Below are 11,157 nucleotides of genomic sequence, written 5' to 3'. Positions count from 1 at the left end.
ACACTCACTACTGGCTACCCGCCTGGTCAGTCAGATCAGACAGGAATTTGAAGTAGAGCTGCCGCTATCAACATTATTTGAATTCCCCACGATAGAAGGTTTGGCGCGGGCTCTGAAAGAGTACAGTACAGAGGCGGCGTTACCGCCCATTGAACGTGTCGATCGGAATCAGCCTTTACCGCTTTCGTATGCACAACAGCGTCTGTGGTTTATTGATCAGCTAGAAGGGGATAGCACCCAATACAATATGCCTGGATCATTAAAAATCATTGGTGATTTCAATGAATCGGCATTCTTTAAGACTATTGATCAATTACTATCTCGCCATGAAGTACTACGAACTGTTTTCATTAATTATGATGGAGAGGCAAGGCAAGAAATACTTGATGACTTTGAGGTTCAAATAATTTCGGTTGACCTAAGCAATCTAGATGCCGAAAAACAAACAAACAAAATACAGATTTTGTTGGATGAAGATGCTAGTAAACCCTTTAATCTGAGTGATGACCTGCCTATTCGATTTCAGCTAATTAAGTTGTCCGAGCAATCTAATTTATTGCTTTTTAACTTACATCATATTGCTACAGATGGTTGGTCAATGGGGGTACTCGTTGAAGAGTTTAATGTACTTTATAAAGCATTCTGTAATGGTGAGAAGAATCCTTTAGTGCCTTTATCAATACAGTATGTAGATTTTGCATGTTGGCAGCGTCAATGGTTAACAGGGGATCTGTTAGTTGAGCAGAAAAACTATTGGCAAGAGCAGTTAAAGAATCTTCCACCAGTACATGGCCTACCTTTGGATAAGGAACGTCCAGCACAGCAACGGTTCGAGGGTAATAGAGTTGTTCAACAATTAGATATTTCTTTAACTGATCAAATAAACAACTTGTGTGTTTCCCATTCCATAACGTCATTTATGTTTTTTCAGACATTTTTAACGTTATTAGTTGGTCGTTATAGCGGAAGTACAGATATAGTGATCGGTTCACCCATTGCAGGACGGGTTCATCAGGATGTGGAATCTTTGATTGGATTTTTCGTAAATACCTTAGTTTTACGTAGTGATCTCTCTGCTAACCCAACTCTCGATCACTTGCTGAAGAAGAATAAAAGAACAATTTTGGAAGCATTTTCCCACCAATATATTCCTTTTGAAATGCTAGTGGAGCTGCTGAATCCAGAGCGCAATTTGTCTTACAACCCATTATTTCAAATAGTATTAAGCTTTCAAAATAACGAACAGGTTGATTTATCTTTGGGTGGGCTTCAGCTGGATCACTTGGAAACCAGAAATCGAACCTCCAAAATTGATTTGGAGTTGGCAGTAGTTGAACACGAAAAAGGATTTTCATTAGGTTGGATCTACAATCAGGATATCTTTGACGAAAGTACAATTAAACAGATGGCCGAACATTTTGAAGTTTTAATTAGAAGCGGTCTGAAAAATACAAAAATGCCCATTCAGCAGTTACCGTTATTAAGCGTATCTGAGCGAGAAAGATTGCTAATTAGCTGGAATGATACTGATGCAGACTACCCTGATGAAATTTGTGCTCATGAAATTTTTGAGCATCAAGTTAAGTTAACACCCAATGCTAAGGCGATTGTTTGTGGAGATCAATCGTTAAGCTATACAGAGCTGAATCAGCGAGCAAATCAGTTAGCTAACTATTTACGCTCCAGTGGCATACAACCTGATGAGCTAGTGGGGATCTGCTTAAATCGCTCAGTGGAAATGGTTATAGCGATGCTGGGGATATTAAAATCTGGAGGTGCTTATTTACCGTTAGATCCAGGTTATCCCAAGTCGCGCCTTTCATTCATAGTAGCAGATTCCAATATGCGCATAGTGCTTACTCAGGAATCTCTAAGGGATCAACTGTCTTTACTAAATACCCCTATGCAATGTTTGGATCAAACGGAATTTATTCAGCAACTAAAAGGCTATAGCCACGACAATATCTCTGTGGGGTTACTAGGAATAAACCCCTCGAATTTGGCCTATGTTATTTACACTTCTGGTTCTACTGGTAGACCAAAAGGAGTAATGATCGAGCATAAAAGCCTGGTTAACTATCTTGTTTTTTCTAAATATAAATTTCTCCATGAGGATGTTGAGGGTTCAGTTGTTAGCACTTCATTTTCTTTTGATGCAACAATTTGTTCGTTGTACCTGCCTCTAATTAGTGGAAAGTGCGCCTTCTTAATGGAAGAAGGTGATGACATATTAGAAGAAGTTTCAGATACCATGAAATCAAGCTCTCTTCTCTATAAGCTAACGCCAGCTCACCTAAGAGCACTTAAACATTATTTCGATGAACCCTTGAGCGAAAAGCTAAAACATATTTTTGTTGTCGGTGGCGAAGCATTTCCTATGTCAGAACAAATGCACTGGCAAAGACTATTCCCCTCAGCAAAATTTGTGAATGAGTATGGACCAACCGAAGCAACAGTTGGTTGCAGTACCTATGTAGTTAATAATGACCAAGAGATATCAAGCAAACAATCTACGGTTCCAATTGGTAAGCCCTCAAGCAATGTAAAGCTCTATGTACTCAACGATCAGAAAGAACCATGTGTTCAGGGTGCAGTAGGCGAATTGTTTATTGGCGGCGCCTGTTTGGCTCGGGGTTATCTCAACAAACCAGATCTGACAGAAGAAAAATTTGTTTACCATAGTTTTATTGCCGGGCATTCTGAGCGTCTATATAGAACAGGAGATTTAGTGCGTTGGCTACCTGATGGAAATTTAGAATTTATTAAACGTGCTGATGATCAGGTAAAATTGCGCGGATTTAGAATTGAGTTAGCTGAAATTGAAGCCGTCCTATCTCAGATAGACGGAATCGAACAAGGCGTAGTTCTTGTGCGAGAAAATACAAACTCGGAGAAGTATTTGGTCGCCTATGTTGTACTGGAAAGGACTATAGAAGGTGACGAGCAATTAAATCTAGATCGTCAATGTGACTTAGCTGCAGAATATAAAACCACGCTAAAATTACACCTTCCGGAATATATGATTCCAGCTGTCTATATATTTTTGGATTCATTGCCATTAACGATTAATGGAAAGTTAGATAAACGATCATTACCAGAGCCAAGAACAAGTGATGTCACTAGATCACAATACGTTGGGCCCAGAAATCCGGTAGAGGAAAGTCTAAGTGCGTTGTGGTGCGAATTACTGCAACTGCAAAAAGTCAGTATCCATGATAGTTTCTTTGCGCTCGGAGGAGATTCTATATCCTCCATTCAATTAGTTGCCAGAGCAAAGCAGCAAGGAATCTATATTACTACTAAGCAAGTTTTTGAACATCAAACAATTGAAGCATTAGCCTCAACAGCTAGGTTAGGTAAAAGTTTCATTGCACCGCAGGTGATGATTACGGGCGAGCAGATTTTACTCCCAATTCAGAGAGACTTCATGAATCGTAAACTGCCTGACGCATATCATTATAATCAAGCTATGCTGCTGGAGACGCCTTTAGACTTCAGTAATGATCAGCTTCAATTAATGGTTGAGGCCCTATATAAGCGTCACGATGTACTACGCCTAAAATTTGATATGGAAGGAAGTGCAAGTTATAGGGATTATGAGCCCTCGATGCTGACGGAATCTGTACTATCTTACGATTTAAGTCATTTACAGGGTGTAGAGCGAAGGAAGTTGCTCGAATCTTATTGCGAAAAAATTCAATCCAGTCTGAACCCGAAACAAGGTCTTATATTCAAGGTCGTATTCTTCAATTATGGAGAAGAAGCTGGTCGCTTATTGTTGGTGTTTCACCACTTAGTGATTGATGGTGTCTCCTGGCGAATATTACTATCGGACTTAGAGCAAATGTATGAACAACTACTAAGTGCGAATGTAATAAAGCTTGAAGAGAAAACATCATCGTATCAGCAATGGGGTCAAGCACTGTCGGACTACGCCAACTCTGAGAAAGTTAAGGCAGAGCGGGTATACTGGATAAAACAATTGTCAGCCGCGAAAGAATATTCACAACCATTGCGTGCAGAAAATGATAGCGGCAATTCAGAGCTGCTGTCATATTCATTTCAACTAAGTGAATCAGAAACAAAAGATTTATTAGGCGAGTGCAATACTGTTTTTCGTACTCAAATCAATGAGTTATTACTAGCAGCATTGATGCAGGGATATCATCGTGCGACTGGCCAGGAAAAATTAGTGATTGAGATGGAGAGCCATGGAAGAGAAATGCTATTTGAAGGATTGGATGTTAGTGAAACCATGGGGTGGTTTACGTCAATTTATCCTTTTGTTTTGACCGCGTGCCCTAATTCTGATATTAGAGTTCAAATCAAAAAAATAATTAAATCATATCGTTCAGTGCCGAATAAAGGGATAGGCTATGGTTTGCTGAAGGATATAGCAAAGGACAAGGAACTCAATGAACTATCTTCAAGGCAAGAATCAAAAATTGTTTTCAATTATTTAGGTCGCTTTGACTCTGCTTTGGGAAAAAAAATAAGCTTTAATAATGCCTCAGAGCAACACGGCTCTTCGGTAAGCAATACAAATATTAATTGTTATCCCTTAACCATCATCGGGCGAGTGATGAATCAACGCCTTGCATTTAGAATTTCCTATTCTTCTAATGAGCATGATGGAATCTTAGTGAAGAAAATAGCAGAAAAATTCAAATATTCCTTACTCGAGATCTTGTATAACTTCCATGCTCAAAAATCAAAAAATAATTTAATTGATGAGTATAACGAAGTGCTGGCATTTAATGATGAATTATTAAAATATGATGGTATAGAAATATGAAACTACGCCAGTTGTTTGACGAGTTGAGCAGTCTGGGCATTCGAATTTCTGCTGATAATGGTAATCTCAAAATTATAGATCCGCGAAATAAGTTAACGAATGATCTTTTGCTGAAACTCAAAAGGAAAAAAAAAGACATATTGGATTGTTTGGCGTCAGCACAGGTTCTCTCTCCTGAAAACACTCCGTTTGCAACACTTAACGAAAGAGAGCTGGCTATTGTATATAAGCGATATCCACAAATAGAAAACGTCTATATAGCAACGCCAATGCAACAGGGCATGCTATATCATGAGAAACTGGAAAATAAGAGTCAGTCCTTTCTCAACCAAAAATATGGAAATATAAATGGTATCAAGAAGATAGAAGCATTCAAAGCGGCATGGAAATCAATTATAGATCGACATGACGTATTTCGAACCTGCTTTGATGTAACCTTGGGTGAGCAAGCGCATCAACTGGTGATGAGAAAAGCTGAATTGCCAATCTATGAAGAAAATTGGAGTGGTTTATCAGAAGAAGAACAAAATCGTTCTTTGCTTAAGTACTATCAAGAAGATCTAAAGAAAGGCTTTGATCTCGCTAGTGTACCTTTGATGCGCTTAAGTCTCATTCAGCTATCGGAATACTCATTTCATTTTATTTGGACTTATCACCATTTGTTAACTGATGGCTGGTGCTTGCCAATTATTTTAAAAGAGCTGGTACATTATTACCAGGTCTATGGATCTCAGGCGGAAGTACCGTTACCAGAGCCTATACCTTATGAAAAATATATATCTTGGCTATATAAACAAGATAAATCAAAAGCAAGGGATTATTGGGAGGAGAATCTAAGAAATGTTAAGGCACCAACCCCGCTAATCGTAGATCGGTTACCTATTATGAATAGCGAGCGGGGTTGTGGAAATGTGACCCTCAAACTGTCTGAAACCATCAGTAGAAATTTGATAAATTTGGCTAAATCTTGCAATGCTACAGTGAATGTCATAGTTCAAGCAGCATGGTCATACTTGTTGAAATGTTATTGTGGAGATTCAGAAGTAGTTTTTGGAGCAACAGTGTCAGGCCGTCCCGCCGAGGTAGAAGGGATAGAGCAGATGGTTGGCCTTTTTATAGCAAGTCTACCTGTACGAGTGTTTTTTGAAAAAGGAATGACATTGGGTGAGTTATTCTTTCAACTACAAGCTGGCAACCTAGACCGAGAGGAATATAGCTATTTAGGTTTGCCAGAGATACAAGCACTAAGTCAGATTCCTCAGGGAGTTTCATTATTTGATAGCTTATTGGTTTTTGAGAATTATCCAGTTGATGATGCTGTGGAAGTGCTAAATAGTAACTTTGGTTCTAGTATGTTCTTAGGTGATATCTCATCTAATCATTTGGTTAATTATTCTATAACAATAACCGCACAAATCAGACATAGCCTTAGATTTGATTTTTCCTTTAGAAAGGAAAATATCTCAAAATCAGCTATTGACTGTTTGACTCAAAGCTTTAATGAAATACTTCTAAAAATCTCGAAGTCCGATCCTCATAGGCAACTAAATTCAATAGACCTTGTCAGCGAATCAGAGCGAAGAAAATTACTGATAGACTGGAATAGAACTGATGCAGACTATTCTAAAAGTGATTATTTTCATGAAATTTTTGAACAGCAAGTTAAATTAACTCCCGATGCTATTGCGATTGTATGTGGAAATAAATCATTGAGTTACAGTGAGTTAAATCAGCAAGCAAACCAGTTATCCGCTTATTTGCTTTCCAAAAGCATCAAACCTGATGAGTTAGTAGGAATCTGTTTAAAACGCTCAATAGATATGGTTGTGGCAATGTTGGGTGTATTGAAATCAGGAGGTGCTTATTTACCGTTGGACCCAGATTACCCAATGTCACGCCTTTCGTTCATGATAGCCGATTCCAATATGACCATAGTGCTCACTCAGGAATATTTAAGGGATCATTTATCCTCATTAAATACACCTATACTATGTTTGGATCAGCCGGAAATTTTGAATCAACTAAAAAGAAATAGCCATGATAATGTGTCGTTAGAGTTTCAGGATCTAAAACCCTCAAATTTGGCTTATGTTATTTACACTTCTGGTTCCACGGGTAAACCAAAGGGAGTAATGGTTGAACATAAAAGTCTGGTTAATTATCTTCTTTTTTCGAAAATAAAATTCATGGATGAGAGTGTTAAGGGTTCTGTCGTTAACACTTCATTTTCTTTCGATGCGACCATTTGCTCACTGCATCTACCGCTGATTAGTGGAAAGTGTGTTTTCTTGATAGAAGAAGATAGTACTATTTTTGAAGATGTTGCAGACACCATGAAGTCAAGCTCTAATCTCTATAAATTAACACCATCTCATCTAAGCGCGCTGAAACACTATTTTGACGAACCTTTGAGTGAAAAACTAAAACATGTTTTTGTCATAGGTGGTGAACCATTTCCGATGTCTGAACAGTTGAATTGGCAAAGACTTTTCCCTTCGGCCAAGTTTGTGAATGAATACGGACCCACAGAAGCTACTGTTGGTTGTAGTACTTATATTTTTAATACTAAGCAGAAAATATCAAGTAAGCAATCCATGGTTCCAATAGGCAAACCCTCAAGTAATATTAAATTTTATGTGCTCAACGATCAGAAAAAACCTTGTGCCCTGGGTACAGTAGGTGAATTGTTCATTGGTGGAGCGAGTTTGGCTAGAGGTTATCTCAACAGGCCAATTCTGACAGATGAAAAATTTATTTATCATAATGTTGTCGATGGGATGCCTGAACGTTTATATCGAACCGGTGATTTAGTTCGTTGGCTACATGATGGCAATCTTGAGTTTGTTGGGCGTGTTGATGATCAGGTAAAACTACAAGGATTCAGGATTGAACTAACTGAAATTGAGGCTGTGCTATCTGAGATTGATGGAATTGAACAAAGTGTTGTTGTTGTTCATGAAGACAAAGATCGGAATAAACATTTAGTCACATACGTTGTTCTAGAAAACCCTATAGTAGGCGATGAGCAAGTAGTAGGCGATGAGCAAGCAATACTTAATCGTCAACATGAGTTATCTTCACAATATAGGAATATTTTAAAAGTACATCTCCCAGAATATATGATTCCAACTGTTTGTATCTTTTTGGACTGTTTTCCACTAACAGAAAATGGAAAATTGGATAGACGGGGACTGCCGGAACCAATAGTAAATAATACCGCCAAGACACAGTATGTCGATCCTAGAAATTCAATAGAAGATAAATTGTGTTGCATGTGGCAAAAAATACTTAAGGTAAATAGAGTTGGAATTGATGACGATGTTTTCCAACTAGGTGGCCATTCACTTGCCTTGCTTAGAATGATAGAGCAAATTAGAGCAGAATTTTCCATTAGGGTTACTCTTAAAGAAATATATGATCGAGAGACTGTTCGGAAGCTTGGTCTTCTTATTGAGAGCGAAATAGAGAGAAGCATGCTCTCTACTGAAATGGCATTAAAAAATAAAGAAGAAATCGAAGAAGTGGAATTCTAATGGAAAAGCTATTAAGAAACCTGGCAGAAGTTGGGGTTGAACTTGCTCTTAAAGACGATAAGTTGGTGTCACGCAGCAGTAAAGGAAAACTTACTAGTGAGCTTGCTAACAGGATTAGGGATAATCGTGAGAAAATTATTCAATATTTGAAAAATAAAGACAAAAACCTTGAAAGACCACCTTTGTTTCCCAGGTGTAATCGAAAGATTCAAGATCAAGTTCTTTCGTTTTCTCAGGAACGTTTGTGGTTCGTTTGTGAGCTGGATCCGAATAATGGACATTATAACATGCCTGGCGTACTTAGCTTGAGCGGGGCGTTGTGTATAAATTCTTTCGAAAGTGCTGTGCGTGAAATTATTACTCGACATGAAATTCTAAGAACAGTTTATTGTGAAATGGAAATTGGTGTTCGACAAGTTGTCTTAGATACATATAGATTGCCAATTCAAAGAACGAATTTAACTAATTTGTCAAAGGATCAAAAATCATTAAGGATTGCTGAGCTGTCACGTCTTGATTCAATGAAGCCTTTCGATATTAAAAGAGAATTACCAGTTCGCTTTAACCTATGCCTGCTTTCCGATGTGTCTAGCGTATTAATAATTAATGTCCATCATATAGCATGTGATGGATGGTCTATAGGCATTCTTATTGATGAATTTAATCATATTTATGAATCTTACAAAGGTGGTCTAGACAGCAAGTTAGCTCCTCTTGGGTTACAGTATGCAGACTATGCGATCTGGCAGAGAGACTGGCTGAAAGGAGACGTGCTGGATCAAGAGCTACTCTACTGGAAAAGTAAACTCTCTAATATGCCGAGCGTTCACAGTTTTCCTCTGGATAAGATTAGACCTGCAAGCCAACGTTTTATCGGAAAGTCTACCTCAACTGTTATAAATAAACAGGTTTTATCCAAGATTAAGTCAATGAGTGAAAATTATGGTGTTACGATCGCCATGTTTTTTCAATCAGTATTTTCAGTAATTATTGGTAGATATAGCGATGAAACTGATATTGTGTTGGGTGCTGCCACCGCGGGAAGATTGCACCATGATATAGAGCCGCTTATTGGTTTTTTTGTTAATGACATTATATTGAGATTTGATCTTTCTGGTAATCCTACTTTCGAAGAGCTTCTCTATAGAAATAGAGAAATGATTTTAGAAGCGTATTCACATCAAAATGCTCCTTTTGAGCAAGTGGTCGAAGCTATCAATCCAGTCAGAAGTCAAAGTTATAATCCTGGGTTTCAAATTAAAATAGATGTTCTTATTAGTGAAGGTAAGCAGCTATCGGCTAAAGATGTAAAATTTGATAGTTATGACTTGCCTTCTGAACGAGAGATTGCCATTAAGTATGATCTACATCTGTCTGTAGTGGAAAAGGGCGGTGAAGCTGTGCTGTCGTGGCAGTATAGTACAGACCTCTTTTTTGATGAAACTATACATAGGCTTTCAAATAATTTTATTAAAATTCTAGACAGTATAGTTTCTAGTCCAAATAAAAATCTACTATCTTTAGATTTTATTGCTGAAAAAGAAATAACGTTTTTAAAACAAAGTGGGTTAGGTGATCAGTTTGATCTGAATTTTGATTGCGATGTGTGCGATTTATTTGAAGAGCAAGTTGATAAATTTCCGAATTCCACTGCGCTTTTGTTTAACAATAATATCCTCTCCTATTCTCAGTTGAATGAGCGTTCAAATAGAGTTGCACGTTATTTGGTGATGCAGGGTGTTAAGGCGGAGACATTAGTAGGAGTATGTGTCGATCGCTCATTTGAACTCGTTATTTCAGTTCTGGGTATAATGAAAGCTGGCGGGGTATACTTCCCCATAGATCCCAATTTTCCAGAAGTGCGAATAAAGGAACTGCTAAAGGATAGTTGTTGTCACTTTGTGTTAACACAAAGTGATTTCCTGTCTGAAATTCCGTTTGAAAATGTAAAGGCAATCCCTATTGATGGGCAATTTTTTGATCTGAGTTTTTCAGAGTATTCTGTAGAAAATCTTAGTAAAGATTTAGTAGGTAGAAAAAGTGGCCAGCTCGCATATATAATTTATACCTCAGGCTCTACAGGAGAACCTAAAGGTGTCATGCTTGAACATAAGAGTTTGGCTAACGTAATTATAGATCTAATTAATCGTTATGAAGTCACTAGCGATTCAGTAATACTTCAGTTTATTTCTTGTGTTTTTGATGTCTCCATTTCCGAAATTTTTTTAAGTCTTTGTACTGGAGCTTCTCTGCAATTGGCTAATTCTGAGCAACTGTTGCCTGGAAGAGAGTTTTCAGATTTTATAAATCATAACAAGATAACCCATATACATTTATCTCCTACCGTACTCTCACTGTTAAATCCGGGTAGTGAAATGAGTATAAAGGCGGTAATTGTTGGAGGAGACTACAGTGTTACATCGTTAATGAAACTATGGAGTAGATATTGTAATTACTATATTGCATATGGTCCGACAGAATCTACCATTTGCACGAGTACCTCGTTATACAGTAATGAACTACAACACAAGACTATAGGTCGGCCTATATCTAATGTTTATTATGTTGTTTTTGATAACCATTTAAAAATGGTGCCACTAGGTGCAACTGGTGAGCTATATATAGGTGGAGTAGGCGTAGCGAGAGGCTACCTGAATCGCCCTGAATTAACCAAAGAAAAATTCATCTCAAACCCTTTCAGTAGTGACCCGAATGACCGACTATATAAAACCGGCGATCTAGTACGTTGGCTACCTGATGGTAACCTGGAGTTTATGGGCCGTATTGATGATCAGGTGAAGTTGCGCGGCTTCAGAATTGAGCTTGGGG

At 37.9% G+C, this 11,157-nt stretch carries 3 protein-coding genes; all 3 read left to right on the top strand.

The window, feature by feature from the left end:
- The first annotated feature begins 10 nt into the window (after positions 1 to 10).
- On the top strand, positions 11 to 4,795 hold the full coding sequence (locus tag ACCI49_RS21695; protein ID WP_371841329.1) for a non-ribosomal peptide synthetase: 4,785 nt from the start codon (positions 11 to 13) through the stop codon (positions 4,793 to 4,795).
- Positions 4,792 to 8,328: a non-ribosomal peptide synthetase gene (locus ACCI49_RS21690; RefSeq protein ID WP_371841328.1), complete on the top strand. Its 3,537-nt coding sequence runs from the start codon at positions 4,792 to 4,794 to the stop codon at positions 8,326 to 8,328. The genes ACCI49_RS21695 and ACCI49_RS21690 overlap by 4 nt, the downstream gene beginning before the upstream one ends.
- Positions 8,328 to 11,157: non-ribosomal peptide synthetase (locus ACCI49_RS21685; protein WP_371841327.1), on the top strand; the 2,830-nt coding region annotated here is incomplete at its 3' end. The genes ACCI49_RS21690 and ACCI49_RS21685, both read left to right, overlap by 1 nt.

The sequence above is a fragment of the Microbulbifer epialgicus genome, from assembly GCF_041447265.1.
GTDB classification, from domain to species: domain Bacteria; phylum Pseudomonadota; class Gammaproteobacteria; order Pseudomonadales; family Cellvibrionaceae; genus Microbulbifer; species Microbulbifer epialgicus.
This window is presented reverse-complemented; position numbering and strand designations above follow the sequence as displayed.

Bases quoted from the DNA above. Each gene is read 5' to 3' on its own strand.
- ACCI49_RS21690 (WP_371841328.1), top strand. From the start codon at position 4,792: ATGAAACTACGCCAGTTGTTTGACGAGTTGAGCAGTCTGGGCATTCGA.